The organism is Streptomyces geranii (assembly GCF_002954775.1).
In the GTDB taxonomy this organism is placed as follows: Bacteria; Actinomycetota; Actinomycetes; order Streptomycetales; family Streptomycetaceae; genus Streptomyces; species Streptomyces geranii.
The window spans coordinates 1-13,010 of record NZ_PJME01000042.1 but is presented as its reverse complement, the minus strand read 5'-3'; the positions used below and the strand labels follow the sequence as shown (position 1 = coordinate 13,010).

13 protein-coding genes and 1 riboswitch are annotated in these 13,010 nt (G+C 71.2%); of the genes, 3 read left to right on the top strand and 10 right to left on the bottom strand.

The window, feature by feature from the left end:
* Window positions 1–10 precede the first annotated feature (10 nt).
* From CW359_RS34320 to CW359_RS34295, 6 genes are all read right to left on the bottom strand, one after another.
* Window positions 11–283 carry a phosphoribosyl-ATP diphosphatase gene (locus tag CW359_RS34320; protein ID WP_055533705.1) on the bottom strand — a complete coding sequence of 91 codons (273 nt, stop codon included), beginning with the start codon at window positions 281–283 and terminating at the stop codon, window positions 11–13.
* A 34-nt stretch (window positions 284–317) separates the two neighbouring features.
* Window positions 318–803 (bottom strand): 6,7-dimethyl-8-ribityllumazine synthase, encoded by a 486-nt coding sequence (ribH, locus tag CW359_RS34315; RefSeq protein ID WP_105974124.1) that lies wholly within the window; start codon window positions 801–803, stop codon window positions 318–320.
* A gap of 63 nt (window positions 804–866) precedes the next feature.
* Complete coding sequence (locus CW359_RS34310) at window positions 867–2,168, bottom strand: bifunctional 3,4-dihydroxy-2-butanone-4-phosphate synthase/GTP cyclohydrolase II (protein ID WP_105974123.1); 1,302 nt, start codon at window positions 2,166–2,168, stop codon at window positions 867–869.
* Window positions 2,165–2,806 carry a nicotinamide riboside transporter PnuC gene (gene pnuC / locus CW359_RS34305; protein WP_105974122.1) on the bottom strand — a complete coding sequence of 214 codons (642 nt, stop codon included), beginning with the start codon at window positions 2,804–2,806 and terminating at the stop codon, window positions 2,165–2,167. The genes CW359_RS34310 and pnuC overlap by 4 nt, the downstream gene beginning before the upstream one ends.
* Complete coding sequence (locus tag CW359_RS34300; RefSeq protein WP_105974121.1) at window positions 2,803–3,405, bottom strand: riboflavin synthase; 603 nt, start codon at window positions 3,403–3,405, stop codon at window positions 2,803–2,805. Before CW359_RS34300 ends, pnuC begins: the two co-directional genes overlap by 4 nt.
* Before the next feature lie 147 nt (window positions 3,406–3,552).
* Window positions 3,553–3,689: riboswitch (FMN riboswitch) on the bottom strand.
* Between the two features lie 239 nt (window positions 3,690–3,928).
* Window positions 3,929–5,179, bottom strand: coding sequence for an ROK family transcriptional regulator (locus tag CW359_RS34295; protein WP_105974120.1), 1,251 nt, complete (start codon window positions 5,177–5,179; stop codon window positions 3,929–3,931).
* A gap of 163 nt (window positions 5,180–5,342) precedes the next feature.
* Here CW359_RS34295 and CW359_RS34290 point away from each other — a divergent pair, with 163 nt between their 5' ends.
* Window positions 5,343–6,560, top strand: coding sequence for an MFS transporter (locus CW359_RS34290; RefSeq protein WP_105974119.1), 1,218 nt, complete (start codon window positions 5,343–5,345; stop codon window positions 6,558–6,560).
* On the opposite strand, the gene CW359_RS34285 is transcribed toward CW359_RS34290, so the two are convergent.
* Both CW359_RS34285 and CW359_RS34280 read right to left on the bottom strand, forming a co-directional pair.
* A complete protein-coding gene (locus CW359_RS34285; RefSeq protein ID WP_408647552.1) occupies window positions 6,520–6,996 on the bottom strand; it encodes an acyl-CoA thioesterase in 477 nt (158 codons plus the stop codon). The genes CW359_RS34290 and CW359_RS34285 overlap by 41 nt on opposite strands.
* 95 nt (window positions 6,997–7,091) lie before the next feature.
* Window positions 7,092–8,243 (bottom strand): glycoside hydrolase family 6 protein, encoded by a 1,152-nt coding sequence (locus CW359_RS34280; RefSeq protein ID WP_105974178.1) that lies wholly within the window; start codon window positions 8,241–8,243, stop codon window positions 7,092–7,094.
* A 175-nt stretch (window positions 8,244–8,418) separates the two neighbouring features.
* Between CW359_RS34280 and CW359_RS34275 the strand changes: the two genes are divergently transcribed.
* Together CW359_RS34275 and CW359_RS34270 are read left to right on the top strand one after the other, a co-directional pair.
* A complete protein-coding gene (locus CW359_RS34275; RefSeq protein WP_105974118.1) occupies window positions 8,419–9,105 on the top strand; it encodes a DUF5995 family protein in 687 nt (228 codons plus the stop codon).
* A gap of 98 nt (window positions 9,106–9,203) precedes the next feature.
* Window positions 9,204–10,133, top strand: a complete 930-nt coding sequence (locus CW359_RS34270) for an LLM class F420-dependent oxidoreductase (RefSeq protein ID WP_105974117.1) — start codon at window positions 9,204–9,206, stop codon at window positions 10,131–10,133.
* Between the two features lie 37 nt (window positions 10,134–10,170).
* Here CW359_RS34270 and CW359_RS34265 read toward each other — a convergent pair whose 3' ends face one another.
* On the bottom strand, window positions 10,171–11,868 hold the full coding sequence (locus tag CW359_RS34265) for a flavin monoamine oxidase family protein (protein ID WP_105974116.1): 1,698 nt from the start codon (window positions 11,866–11,868) through the stop codon (window positions 10,171–10,173).
* Between the two features lie 59 nt (window positions 11,869–11,927).
* Window positions 11,928–12,716, bottom strand: a complete 789-nt coding sequence (locus CW359_RS34260) for a carbon-nitrogen hydrolase family protein (protein WP_105974115.1) — start codon at window positions 12,714–12,716, stop codon at window positions 11,928–11,930.
* Between the last annotated feature and the right edge of the window lie 294 nt (window positions 12,717–13,010).

Here is a 13,010-nt window from a genome sequence, read left to right as displayed (position 1 = left end):
CGGCTACTGCTTACAGGTGGGCGTACACGTCGTCCAGCGAGATTCCGCGGGCGACCATCATCACCTGGACGTGGTAGAGCAGCTGCGAGATCTCCTCGGCGGCTGCCTCCTTGCCTTCGTACTCGGCGGCCATCCACACCTCGGCGGCCTCTTCTACGACCTTCTTGCCGATGGCATGGACGCCCTTGCCGACCAGTTCAGCGGTGCGGGAGGTGGCGGGATCGCCCGTGGCGGCCTTGTGCTGGAGCTCGGCGAACAGCTCCTCGAACGTCTTATTGGACATGGTGCGGCCCACTTTACGCGGTGCGCCGACCGGCCTAACGCCAAGGTTCGGATACTGAGCGGAGAGTGGCCGCCGTCGCCACCGCCGCCGTCACCGCCTCGTGCCCCTTGTCCTCGTTCGAGCCCTCGATGCCCGCGCGGTCGAGGGCCTGTTCCTCGGTGTCGCACGTCAGCACGCCCATGCCGATGGGGACTCCGGTGTCGACCGAGACCTGGGTGAGGCCCTGGGTGACGCCCTGGCACACGTACTCGAAGTGCGGGGTGCCGCCCCGGATGACGACGCCGAGGGCCACGATCGCGTCGTAGCCCCGCCCTGCCAGGACCTTGGCGACGACCGGGAGTTCCCAGCTGCCGGGGACCCTCAGCACGGTCGGCTCGTCGATGCCCAGGTCGCGCAGGGCGCGCAGGGCTCCGTCCAGCAGACCGTCCATCACCTTCTCGTGCCACAGTGCCGCGATGACGGCGACCCTGAAGTCACCCACATTGCTTACGGACAGCTCCGGTGCACCCTTGCCGCTCACGTCTCTCCTCTGAACCCTTGAGCCTTTGAACCTGGAAAACCCGTCGTGCTGTTCTTGCTTTTCCTACTGATTGCCGCAGGGGGACACGGGAGCCGCGTCCAGCCAGGGCAGGTCGTGGCCCATCCGGTCCCGCTTGGTGCGCAGGTAGCGGAGGTTGTGCTCGCCCGCCTGCACGGGCATCGGCTCGCGGTCGGTGACCTCGATGCCGTGCCGGACGAGCGCGTCGGTCTTGTCGGGGTTGTTCGTCATCAGGCGCACGCTTCGGACACCGAGGTCCTGCAGTATCTGCGCGCCGGCGGCGTAGTCCCGGGCGTCGGCGGGCAGGCCCAGCTCCAGGTTGGCGTCGAGGGTGTCGCGGCCCTGCTCCTGAAGCTCGTACGCCCGGAGCTTGGAGAGAAGGCCGATGCCGCGCCCCTCGTGGCCGCGGAGGTAGACGACGACTCCCCTGCCCTCGTCCCGGATGCGTTCCAGGGAGGTCTGCAGCTGGGGGCCGCAGTCGCAGCGCAGGGAGTGGAAGACGTCGCCGGTGAGGCATTCGGAGTGGACGCGGACGAGGACGTCCTTGCCGTCGTCGGCGCCGATCTCGCCGTGGACGAGGGCTACGTGCTCGACGCCGTCGACGGTGGAGCGGTAGCCGTACGCGGTGAAGGTGCCGAAGGCGGTGGGGAGGCGGGTCTCGGCCTCGCGGCGGACGGTGGGCTCGGCGCTCTTGCGGTAGGCGATCAGGTCCTCGATGGAGATGATCGTCAGGCCGTGCTTGCGGGCGAAGGGGATCAGCTCGGGCAGCCGGAGCATACGGCCGTCCTCGCCGGCGATCTCGACGATGGCTCCGGCCGGGCGCAGTCCCGCGAGGCGGGCGAGGTCGACGGCGGCCTCGGTGTGGCCGTTGCGGGCCAGCACGCCGCCGGGCTTGGCGCGCAGCGGGAAGATGTGGCCGGGGCGGACGAAGTCGTCGGGGCCCACCTCGCCGCCGCCGCCCGCGAGGAGCCGAAGCGTGGTGGCGCGGTCGGAGGCCGAGATACCGGTGGTCACACCGTGAACACCGGAGGCGTCGACGGAGACTGTGAACGCGGTTTTCATCGATTCGGTGTTGTCGTCGACCATCTGCGGCAGCCGCAGCCGGTCCAGCTCGTCGCCCTCCATGGGGGCGCAGATGAGCCCGCGGCACTCGCTCATCATGAACGCGATGATCTCGGGGGTCGCCTTCTCGGCGGCGAGGACGAGGTCGCCCTCGTTCTCCCGGTCCTCGTCGTCGACGACCACGACCGGCCGACCGGCCGCGATGTCCGCGATGGCCTGTTCGATCGGGTCGAGCGACCAGTCCTCGATGTTGTCGGTGCTGTAGAGAATCGGTGCCGTGGTCATGCGTGCGCTCCTTCCAGGACGGGCCGCGTGTCCTTGCGGGAACGCAGCCACCAGTCGCGCATGCCCCACAGGACGAGTGCGCCGTAGATGACGTAGACGAAGCCGGAGAAGGCGTAGCCGTTGGCGAAGTTGAGGGGGACGCCGACGACGTCGACGAGGAGCCAGGCGAACCAGAACTCGACCATGCCGCGCGCCTGGGCGTACATCGCGACGATGGTGCCGACGAAGATGTAGGCGTCCGGCCAGGGGTCCCAGGACAGGGTCGGGTAGGCCTTGAAGAGCAGCGCCACGGCGACCGTGCCGACGGCGGCGGCGCCGATCATCGCACCGCGCTCGCGCCAGGTGGCGAACCGCGGGGTGATGTGGCCGTCGCCGCCCTCGCCCTTGCGGCGGTTCCACTGCCACCAGCCGTAGCCCGCGACGAGCATGACGACGACCTGCTTGCCGGCGCTGCCGGTGAGGTGCCCGTAGAACGCCCCGAAGAGGATGAGCCCGGAGAGGAACTGCACCGGCCAGCTCAGCAGGGAGCGCCGCCAGCCGAGGGCCAGGGCGACCAGGCCGAGGATGTTGCCGATCATGTCCGACCAGAGGATGTGCTGGTCGAGGAGGGTGAACGCCTCGGTGTTCAGCCAGTTCACTTCGTCGCCCCCTGCGTGCCGAGCAGTCTCTCGACGTACTTGGCGATGACGTCCACTTCGAGGTTGACCGGGTCGCCGGGCTGCTTGCGGCCGAGCGTGGTCAGTTCGAGGGTGGTGGGGATGAGGCTGACGGTGAAGTAGTCGGGGCCCGCGTCGACGACGGTGAGGCTGATGCCGTCGACGGTGATGGAGCCCTTCTCGACGACGTAACGGGTGATCTCCGCGGGGAGCGAGATCTTGACGATCTCCCAGTTCTCGGACGGCTTGCGTTCGAGGACCGTGCCCGTGCCGTCGACGTGGCCCTGCACGATGTGGCCGCCGAGGCGGGCACCGAGGGCCATCGGGCGTTCGAGGTTGACGCGGGAGCCGACGGCGAGAACGCCCAGGCTGGAGCGGTCGAGGGTCTCCGCCATGACGTCGGCGGTGAACTCGTCGCCCTCGTGTTCGACGACGGTCAGACATACGCCGTTGACGGCGATGGAGTCGCCGTGGCGAGCGCCTTCGGTGACTACGGGGCCACGGAGCCGGAAGCGTGAGGAGTCGCCGAGGTTCTCGACGGCCGTGACTTCGCCCAGCTCTTCGACGATTCCGGTGAACACTTCCCGGGTCCTCCCTGCCTCTTGGGGCACGGACTCCGGGGCCTGTCGATGACGACAGCTGTGAACGAGCGGGAACACCGGGAGCGACGCCGGACGGAGCTCGACCCATGGCCGAGCGGTACGGCGGCGCGCACGAATGCCCGCCCGCCGCGCACTGCCTCCCATCCGGACTTTAACCGTCGGTCCAGGAATTCCACCTGGTCAACCGGCCGCCAAAACGCTGAGCGGACGGGTCGCGGACTATAACCGCCGGTTCGGACTTTCACCGACCCCGGAGTGCGCTGCTTCTGTTACAGGCCAGTGTGCCACGCCGGATGGTGGTCCATGCGGGTGAGTTGTGTGGACTGACTCACAAGACGTGACGGGAATAACCCGGACCGGGCGCCGGCCGGGCGCGGGAGGGGCGGACAGTCACCACGGAATTGGTCCATACCTATTGACCGTCATGGTCATGACCTCCTAGCGTCGGTGCCGGACCGGCGGCGGTGACGACGGCCCTTGCCCGCCGCCGGGCCTTCACGGACTATCTGACCGACGCGCCGAACAGCTCGTCCTGGGCGCCCTCCCGCGCCGTCAGCAGCGCGCCGCGCAGCACCGCCCCGCCGCCCAGCGCGCTCGCGCGCACCTCCACCGGGAGCGGTGACATCCGGACCAGCCGTTCCTCGACGAGCCCGGCGAGCACCTCGCCGCCCGCCCGGCCGATCTCGCCGCCCAGCACCACGCACCCCGGGTCGAGGACGGCGACGACGGACGCGGCGCCGATCGCGACCCGGTCGGCGAGGATGCCCAGGAAGCGGGCGTGCGCCGGATCGGCCGGGGTCGCCACGGCCGCCCGGACCAGTGCGGCGGCAGGCGGCTCATGGCCTTCGGCGTCGGCCACCACGCCCTCGGCGCTCGCCAGCAGGCCGATCGGCCCCGCCGCCGCGAGGGAGTGGAAGCCGCCCGCGCAGTCCGTCGCCGACGGCAGCCGTTCCGTGCCCGGCACCGGCAGGAAGCCGATCTCGCCGGTGCCGCCGGAGGCCCCCCGGCGCAGGGTGCCGTCGAGGACGACGGCGGCGCCGGTGCCGTGGCCGAGCCAGAGCAGGACGAAGGTGTCCCGGTCGCGGGCGGCACCCTCGCGCTGTTCGGCGAGGGCGGCGAGGTTGGTCTCGTTCTCGACGATCACCCGGGCCTCGGGCAGCCGTTCCTGCAGCGCGGCGACCAGTCTGCGGTGCCACTCGGGCAGGCCCCCGGAGTCCCGGAGTTCGCCGGTCGCCGGGTCGATCAGGCCGGGGGCGCCGATGCCGACCGTGTGCAGCCGACCCCACACACGGTTCCCCTCGCCCGCGGGAACCCCGTCGGCGCCGGCCCCCTCGGCCCCCGTGACCCCGGCCTCCTTGGCGACCCACTCGACGAGGGCGACCGCCTGTTCGACCGCGGGACCGGTGCCGGTGCCGTCGCCGATGGGCGCGGACGCCTCGGCGAGCACCTCGCCCAGCAGGTCGGCGACGACGACGGAGACGCCTTCGGTGCGGACGTCGAGGGCGGCCAGGTGGGCGAGGCCGGCGACGATCCCGTACACCTTCGCGTTCGGGCCGCGCCGCTGCTCGCCCGACTCCCCCACGACCGTGATCAGACCGGCGACGGTCAGCCGTCCGACGAGGTCGGCGACCGTCGGGCGGGAGAGGCCGGTGAGCTGCTTCAGGCGGCCGGCCGTCAGCGGGCCCTCCTGCTGGAGCAGACGCAGGGCGAGCCGGTCGTTGATGGCCCGGGCGGTGCTCGGTGATGCGGGCATGCCGAGATCCTTCCAGATCGGCGGGGCCGTTCCTGGTGCGGACGGCCGGAATCTCGCTATCTATCAGGCAGGGTTCCTGATAGTTTACGGCGGCGCGCGGCCGAACCCTCCGCGACGCAGCCGGGAACACGCGCCGGGAGCCGATCCGGGGAGAGGCCGCAGAATGAGTGCAGTGCTGAACGAACGACAGGCGGTGAAGCGCGCCCGGTACGCCGTGGCGGCTGTCTTCGCCGTGCACGGCGCCGTGACCGGCTCGTTCGCGACCCGCGTGCCGTGGATCCAGGACCACGCCTCGGTCAGCGCGGGCCAGTTGGGGCTCGCACTGGCGTTCCCGGCGCTCGGCGCGTCCCTCGCGATGCCGCTCGCGGGCCGGATCAGCCATCGCTTCGGCGCCCGTACGGCACTGCGCGGGCTGATCTCGCTCTGGACACTGTCGCTGGTCCTGCCCGCCCTCTCCCCCAACCTCCCCACGCTCTGCCTCTCGCTGTTCGTCTACGGCGCCTCGGCGGGCATGGCGGACGTGGCGATGAACGCGCTGGGCGTCGAGATCGAGAACAGGCTCGGCAAGTCGATCATGTCCGGGCTGCACGGCATGTGGAGCGCGGGCGCCCTGATCGGCGCCGCGGGCGGCACCCTCGCCGCGCATCTGGGCTCGGACGCCCGTCTGCACCACGCGCTCGCGGCGGCGACCCTCACGATCCTGGGCCTGGTCGCCTGCCGCTGGGTGCTCGACCTGCGCCCGACCGAGGACGAGGAGCCGCCCCCGAGGTTCGCGCTGCCGCCCAAGTCGGCGCTGGTGATCGGCGCGATCGGCTTCTGCGCGGTGTTCGCGGAGGGCGCGAGCCTGGACTGGTCGGCGGTGTACCTGCGGGACGAGCTGGGCACCTCGGACGGTCTCGCGGCGGCCTCCACGACCGGCTTCATGCTGACCATGGCGATCGCCCGACTGGTCGGCGACGCGGTGGTGAACCGTTTCGGCGCGGTACGCACGGTCCGGGCCAGCGGCGCTCTCGCCGTGCTCGGCGGGGTACTGATCGTGATCGCGGAGGCTCCCGCCACCGCCATGGCGGGCTTCGCACTGCTCGGTCTCGGCATCGCCGTGGTCGTCCCGCTGTGCTTCGCGGCGGCGGGCCGCAGCGGCCCCAACCCCAGTCAGGCCATCGCGGGCGTCGCCACCATCACGTACACCTCGGGCCTGGTCGCGCCGAGCGCGATCGGGACGCTGGCCCAGGCGACGAGCCTGGTGGTGTCGTTCGGGCTGGTCACGGTGCTGGCGTGCGGGCTGACCGGGTTCGCGGGCGTGCTGCGCGCCGGGGACCGGGACCGCCCCGGGGCCAAGGTCAGTCCGCCGAGCGCAGCAGTTCCCGACCGCAGGCCCTGAACCGCTCGCTCCACGGCGTGGGCCGCAGGGTGCCCGCGTCCAGCCGGACCAGCACCCGGGTGCCCCGCGCGTACGTGACCTCGCCGTCGGCCGAGCAGAACCGGAAGCCGTAGGTCAGACCGGTCGTGCCGAGCCGTTCCAGCCAGAGGTGCACGGCGTAGGGGCCGGGCCGGCCGACCGGCGCCTCGTAACTGATCTGCAGCTCCCGGACGACGTTGCAGAAGTCGCCGGCCGCCGCCCAGTCGCCGTCGAAGCCGAATCCGTGTCCCTGCCACAGCTCGTTCCAGGCGCGCTCCACGAGCAGCGGATAGCGGGCGTTGTGGAGCATGCCGAGGGAGTCGAGGTCGTCGAAGTGGACGGTGACGGGCATCAGCTGCCCGTAGGAGCCGTTCTGCACGGCCGGGGGTATGGGCGCTTCGGACGCTTCGGCGGTCACGGGCGGGGCTCCTGGGGCGTACGGGATGAATGGTGGATGCAGTTACTCGCGCACCCTCATCCTAAGCGGACGCTCAGCATTGCCCCCGGGTCGGCTCAGCGGGCCAGGTCGTAGGCGTACGACGCGGTGAACGTGCCCGGGGTGCCCTTGCAGCCGTCCGACTCGCCCGGCAGCTTGACCCACAGGTAGGCGTCTATCCGGGCCTCGCCGGTGCTGGTGGTGGGCGCCCGGCCGAGTTTGCGGCCGTCCGGGTCGCACCACTCGCCGTCGGGCGGGGCGCCGTTGCCGTTGCGGCTGGTGTCGATGACGGCGCCGAGTCCGGCGGGGCCGCCGAGCGCGTCCAGGATCCGGCGGTCGTACGCGATCTCGTCGGCCGTCGTGTGGAAGTTGGAGACGTTGCTGAATATCCCGTCGGAGGACGCGGCCGAGGCGGCGCCCGCCTGGCGGAGCAGAGACGCCTGCTTGGCGGGGGCGTTCCAGCCGGAGTGGCCGGCGTCGTAGTAGACGCGGGCGTTGGGGTTGGCGGCCTTGAGGACGCGGCCGGCGCGGGCCAGCGAGGCGAAGCGGGCGGTGCGCTGGGCGGTGGAGAGGCAGTTGGCCAGGGCGATCGAGTCGGGCTCCAGGACGACGATGACCTCGTCGGAGCCGAGGCCCGCCGCGAACTCGTCGATCCAGCCGTCGTAGGCGCCGAGGTCGGGTGCGCCGCCCTGGGAGGCGCCGCCGCAGTCACGGTCCGGGACGGCGTACGGCACCAGCACCGGGACCCGGCCCGCACCGGCCGCGCCCGCAGTGACCGCGCGGACCCGGGCGGTGATCGTCGAGGGGGTGAAATCGGCGAACCAGACGGCCGCCGGACGGTCGGCGATCTCCGACTCGATGACGGGCCGGCGCGGATCGTCGCGGTGCGCGCGGACCCAGTCGAGAACCTGCGACTGGGGATAGCGGTAGAGGCGGGCGGACGCGAGGGCGGGCGCCTGCTTCGCCGCAGGTTCCGACGTCGGCTCGGCACTCGTCGGCGCGGGCGCGCGGCTCGGCTTCCGCGCTTCCTTCGTACGGGCGGACGGCGAGGGCGACTCGGCCGCGCTCGGGGTGGGCGAGGCGGACGGCACCTCGGGGAGCGGGGCGAGCAGGGGTGAGCTGCTCGCGTCGGGTCTGGCCTGGTCGGAGCCGTCGCGATCGGCGTCGAACGCCGAGAGCAGCCCGGTCGCGGTGCCGACGGCGACCACGACCGAGGCGGCGGCGACCATGACGGAGCGCCGGGCGGCACGCCTGCGTTCGACCCGGCGCGCGGCCAGTCGCTTGGCGCGCAAGCCTGACACGTACGGTTCCCCCTCCTCTGCCCCGGCGGGCGCGTTCCCCCGTTCTGGGGAAGCGTCCGGCCCGGCGGCACGTCCGCCAGCCTAGGACTGGGACCCTGCCCTCATGGTGCAATTGGAACAGTTCACCACTCCTGTCAATACACCGGTCGATCAGGTCGTGTACCGGATGCGGGCACTGGAGGAACAGCTGCCGCCGCGCGACGGACTGGCCGTCTTCAACCGCGTCTACCTCGCCGTCACGGAGGCCTTCGACCGCCGTCTGAAGGCCGGCGCGTTCCCCGATCCGGAGGCCGCGATCACCCTGGACGTACGGTTCGCGGAGCGGTACCTGCGGGTCGCCGAGGACGACCACGCGCCCGCCTGCTGGCGCCCGCTGCTCCAGTTCCGCCGCCATCCAGGGGTACGACCACTACAGTTCGCGCTGGCGGGCATCAATGCGCACATCGGGCACGACCTGGCGCTCGCCGTCGTGGACGCCTGTCGTACGCTCGACTGCGAACCGGCCGATCTGGAGGACGAGTTCGAGCGCGTGGGCGATCTACTCGTCTCGCTGGAGGAGCGCATCCGCGAAGAGCTGATGCCGGGCCCCGATCTCCTCCAGATCGCCGATCCGCTCACCCACCTGCTCGGCGCGTGGAGCATGGAGCGGGCCAGGGCGGCCACCTGGTCGGCGGCCCGCGCACTGTGGGCGCTGCGCCGACTGCCCGATGTCGCCGAGGAGTTCACCGACCGACTCGACGCGGCGGTCGGCTTCGCGAGCCGCATGCTTCTCACGCCACTGCCGGACTGATCCGGCCACTCCTGCGCACGGTCCCCGCCGAAACTAAGTGAACGTTGTACGTTCGACGGCGGGAACATCCCGCACGTCTTTGCGAAGGAGCACGAGGCATGGCCATCCGCCTGGGTCTGGGTCTACCGCAGTCGCACCAGTACGACATCGGGCGGGACGTGCCGGACGTCGCACGTGCCGCTGAGCAGATCGGTTACGAGAGCCTCTGGGTGCTCGAACGCGCCCTGTTCCCGGAGCCCCAGACGCAGGGCCTGTACGGCATCGAGGGCCTCCCCTGGCCTTCGGCGTACCGCGATCTGGCCGAACCGCTGGTGACGCTGACGCTGGCCGCCGCGGCCACCGAGCGCGCCCGGCTGGGCACCAGCGTGCTGGTCGCCCCGCTGCACGGCCCCTTCCAACTGGCCCGCACGCTCGGCACGTTGGACGCGGCGAGCGGCGGCCGGGTGGTGGCCGGCTTCGGCACCGGCTGGTCCGTCGACGAGTACGCCGCCGCCGGGGTGGCGCCGTTCGCGGAGCGCGGCCAGGTGCTGGACGAGATCCTCGACGTGTGCCGGGCGGTCTGGGGCCCGGACCCGGTCCAGTACGACGGCCGCCTGACGAAGATCGCGCCGTCGGTGATCGGCCCCAAGCCCGCCCGCCCCATCCCGATCCTCCTTCCCGCCAACAGCAAGAAGGCGCTGTCCCGGCTCGTCGAACGCGGCGACGGCTGGCACCCGGTGGCCATGGGCGCCGAGCAACTCGCCGCCCAGTGGCAGCAGGTGCAGGACTTCGCCGCCGAGAAGGGCCGCACGAAGCCGATCGAGACAGTGGCCCGGGTGAACGCCACCTACACGGGCAAGGCGTACGACGGCGCCGACCGCCGCCCCTTCCAGGGCAGCGTCGACCAGTTGGTGACGGACCTCGCGGCCCACGCCGAGACCGGCCTGGAGGAGTTCTTCTTCGACTTCGGCGACAGCACGCGGGACGCCGCCGAACTCAAGGACGTGGCAGCCGAGTTGTACGAGGCGGCGCGGGCGGCCGGCATCTGATCAGTCCTCTTCCGATCAGCCCTCTTCTGAATTCCGGTCAGTCCTCAGGGAGTTCGACGGGCGCGATCTCGTCGAACAGGTCGCCGGGGCCGGGGTTGGTCGGATCGGTCGTCCCCCCGAGTTGGTGCATGACGCCCCAGACCGCGTTCAGCGCGGTCTGGACAGCGCCCTCGGCCCAGCCCGCCGTCCAGGAGATGTCGTCCCCCGCGAGGAAGACGCCCCGCTTGTCGGCGGGCAGCCGGTCCTGCATGAAGTGGGTGAACAGCCGCCGCTGGTAACGGTAGTGACCGGGCAGGTTGGCCTTGAACGCGCCCATGAAGTAGGGCTCGTTCTCCCAGGAGACGGTCACCGGGTTGCCGATGACGTGCCCCCGGATGTCGACGTTCGGATAGATCTCGCCGAGCGACTTCAGCATGACCTCCATCCGCTCGTTCGCCGACAGCGGCAGCCACTTGAGGCTGTCGTCGCACCAGGTGTACGAGAGACAGATGACAGCGGGCCTGTCGAGCCCGTCGTCGAGGAGATAAGTCCCGCGCGTCATACGGTCGGTGAGGGTCATGGACATCAGGTCCCGCCCGGTGACAGGGTCCTTGTCGAGCCAGAAGGGCCGATCGACAGGCACGAAGAGCTTGCTGGACTCCATGTAGTGGGTGCGCTCGATGGCGGTCCAGTGGTCGATCGGGAAGAGCGCGTCGTCGCAGGCGATCTTCGAGAGCAGCATCCAGGACTGGGCGGTGAAGACCACCGCCGGGTAGGTGCGGATGTCGCCGCCCGCGTCGGTGACGGTGATCCGGTTGCCGGCCGTGCGGTGCAGCCGGGTCACGGCCGGGCGCGGTACGCCGTTCAGGTGCAGGGCGGCGAGGGAGGTCCCGTACGACCAGTGGACGATCTTCCCGGGCTCGCGTTCCCAGAGTCGCAAGGGCAGTTGCTGCGAGCCGCCGACGATCCCCCGGTGATGGTCGTCGGCCTCGGTGTAGACGACCCGCAGGATTTCGAGGATCGAGTTGGGGAAGTCGGTGTCCCAGCCACCCGTCCCGAACCCCACCTGGCCGAAGATCTCGCGGTGCCGGAAGGACTTGAAGGCCTCGGAGTCGCAGAGGAAGCCGTAGAAGGTCTGGTTGTCGAGCTTCTCGACGAGCCGGGCCCAGATCTCCCGGATGCGCGGGACGTCGCGCTCGCGCAGGGCCCGGTTCATGTCGGAGAAGTCGGCACCTTCTTCGAGGCACTTGCTCCAGGCCTCGGCGACATCCCGGTAGACCTGGGGCAGTTCGTCGACGGTCTCGGCGTAGTGGGACTCGCCCTTGAGGTCGACGACGGTCGAAGGGGTGCACTCCGCAAGGGGGTTGGGGAACGGCCGGGTCTCCAGGTCCACCAGGTCGATGTAGTGCTGGAGGGCGGTGGAGGAGGGCGGGAAGCGCATCGCGCCCATCTCGGCGGTGAGCGAGGGGTCGCACCCGTCGAACCCGACGGTACGCAGCCGCCCGCCGATCCGGTCGGCCTCGTACACGACGGGCTTGAGCCCCATCTTCATCAGCTCGTAGGCGGCGACGATCCCGGAGAGTCCGCCACCGATGACGGCGACCTCGGTGCCGTGCTCGGTCGCGGGGATCTGCCCGAGCCCTGCCGGGTGGGCGAGGAAGTCGTCGTAGGCGTAGGGGAAGTCCGGCCCGAACATGGTGATCGGCGGCTGCTGCGCGTCGGCGTGCTGGACGGCGGTGGGCACCGTGGACGTCATGGGGTGGGGACTCCTTGCGGGGTGAAGCAGATGAGGTGCAGGGGGAAGAGGGAGAGGTGTCAGCCGAGGGAGCCGTAAAGATCCGGGCGGCGGTCCTGGAGATACGGGTTCGCCTCGCGGGAGGCGGCGAGGAGGACGGGGTCGACGTCGGCGAGGAGGAGTTCCTCGGCGCGGCCGGCGCGGGTGCGGGCGACTCCGTCGGGTCCGGCGAGCGTGGAGAGCCCGACGAAGTCGAACTCCCCTTCCTGGCCTACCCGGTTGACGTAGGCGACGTACAGCTGGTTCTCGAAGGCCCGCACCGGCACGACGGACTCGGCGACGAACTGGAACGGGTGCATCTGCGCCGTCGGGACCAGGAGGAGGTCGGTGCCGGCGAGGGCGTGGGCGCGGACGTTCTCCGGGAACTCGACGTCGTAACAGATCATCAGGCCGACCCGGAGACCGTCCAGTTCGGCCTGTACGACGGGCTGCTCGCCCGGGGTGAAGTGGTCGCGTTCGAAGCGGCCGAAGAGGTGGGTCTTGCGGTAGTTGGCGAGACGGGTGCCGTCGGCGGAGATGAGCTGGGCGGAGTTGAAGACGTGGTCGCCGGCGCGCTCGGGGTAGCCGTAGGCGAGGGCGAGGCCGTGCCGGGTGGCGATCTCGGCGACGGCGTCGGCGGAGTCGCCGTCGGCGGGCTCGGCGAGGCGGGCGATGTCGTCACCGATGGCGTACCCCGTGAGGAACATCTCCGGTGCGGTGAGCAGCGCGGCGCCCGCTGCGGCGGCCCGGGCGGCGGCCTCGTCGAGCACCTTGAGGTTGCCGAGGAGGGAGCCGGGGCGGCCGGAGCTCTGGAGCAGGGCGGTGCGCATGCGGGGTCCTTCTCGGTGGTGCGGGAGGGTTTGGCGGGGGCATGTAGACGGTACGGGTGGGGGGCTCGGGGGGACAAGGAGCACCTGTTGCGCGCCGGTGAGGGAATCGTTGCGCGGATCGGGGGCGGGGCGGCGATTCGTTGTTCCTCGCCCCCGCCGCCCCTACCCGTCCCATCCCCGGGGGCTGCCGCCCCCAGACCCCCGCCTGTCGCGCTGAACGCGCTCGTCCTCAACCGCCGGACGGGCTGGGGGTGTCAGCCCGTCCGGCGTTTGAGGACAAAGGGGGGTCTGGGG

Excerpts from the sequence above, each read along its gene's own strand:
- CW359_RS34320 (WP_055533705.1), bottom strand. The coding sequence starts at position 283 with ATGTCCAATAAGACGTTCGAGGAGCTGTTCGCCGAGCTCCAGCACAAG.
- CW359_RS34310 (WP_105974123.1), bottom strand. The coding sequence starts at position 2,168 with ATGACCACGGCACCGATTCTCTACAGCACCGACAACATCGAGGACTGG.
- CW359_RS34295 (WP_105974120.1), bottom strand. The coding sequence starts at position 5,179 with ATGCCCGCATCACCGAGCACCGCCCGGGCCATCAACGACCGGCTCGCC.
- CW359_RS34290 (WP_105974119.1), top strand. The coding sequence starts at position 5,343 with ATGAGTGCAGTGCTGAACGAACGACAGGCGGTGAAGCGCGCCCGGTAC.
- CW359_RS34280 (WP_105974178.1), bottom strand. The coding sequence starts at position 8,243 with ATGGTCGCCGCCGCCTCGGTCGTGGTCGCCGTCGGCACCGCGACCGGG.
- CW359_RS34275 (WP_105974118.1), top strand. The coding sequence starts at position 8,419 with ATGGTGCAATTGGAACAGTTCACCACTCCTGTCAATACACCGGTCGAT.
- CW359_RS34270 (WP_105974117.1), top strand. The coding sequence starts at position 9,204 with ATGGCCATCCGCCTGGGTCTGGGTCTACCGCAGTCGCACCAGTACGAC.
- CW359_RS34265 (WP_105974116.1), bottom strand. The coding sequence starts at position 11,868 with ATGACGTCCACGGTGCCCACCGCCGTCCAGCACGCCGACGCGCAGCAG.
- CW359_RS34260 (WP_105974115.1), bottom strand. The coding sequence starts at position 12,716 with ATGCGCACCGCCCTGCTCCAGAGCTCCGGCCGCCCCGGCTCCCTCCTC.